Source organism: Haloferula sp. A504 (assembly GCF_044385805.1).
In the GTDB taxonomy this organism is placed as follows: Bacteria; Verrucomicrobiota; Verrucomicrobiia; order Verrucomicrobiales; family Akkermansiaceae; genus Haloferula.
In genome coordinates this window covers 1-614 of record NZ_JBISBU010000194.1, presented here as the reverse complement: position 1 = coordinate 614, position 614 = coordinate 1, and the positions used below count along the sequence as shown (strand labels likewise).

1 protein-coding gene is annotated in these 614 nt (G+C 64.5%); it reads right to left on the bottom strand.

All coding sequences use genetic code 11. The features are described from left to right. The coding region (locus tag ACG2LG_RS24145) for a Druantia anti-phage system protein DruA (protein WP_396263461.1) at positions 1-417 on the bottom strand (417 nt) is incomplete at its 3' end. Positions 418-614 lie beyond the last annotated feature (197 nt).

Sequence of the window (614 nt, the reverse complement as noted above, 5' to 3'; positions counted from 1 at the left end):
TCCGTATTTCGCCTCGAAGTGGCCGGGCATCTCGCGCAGGGCCAGCCCCATGCAGCGGGTGGCGAGGTTGGGCTCGCGGCTGGCTTCGAGCACCAAGAAGCGCCGCAGCTGGACGACCAGCGGCAGGCGGCTGGCGCGGGTGAGCGGATCCCAGTCGATCCATTCGTCGCGGTCCTTGAGCCGCAGCGCCGCGCCCGACCAGCACAGCACCGCGCAGAGCACCGGGTAGCCCTCTTCGCCGTCGATGCGGTAGATCCCCTGCCAGACGGTGTTGCCGGCAGGCCTGCCGGCTTTCAGGTAGTGCTCGGCGTTGAGCGCGGCGCGAAGCTGGCTGATCTCGAAGTCCTCGGTGGCGTGGCGGATCTCGAGACGGCGGGTGAGCGGATCATGGGCAGAGCAGATGTGGAGGCAGTTCATCACCCGGATAACCTGCCGGCTTTGAGGGCGATGTCTAGCAAAAAGGAAACATCCCTTGCAACAGAGGCCCCGCAACTCCTGCGACACAAACGCCCTAGCATCCGGCGATGGCGACGGTGGTTTGTTCTTTATGGACGTCGAGTCCGAGGTAGAGTGCGGGTGCCGTGTCTGCGTTCGTTTTCATTCGTTGTATTCGA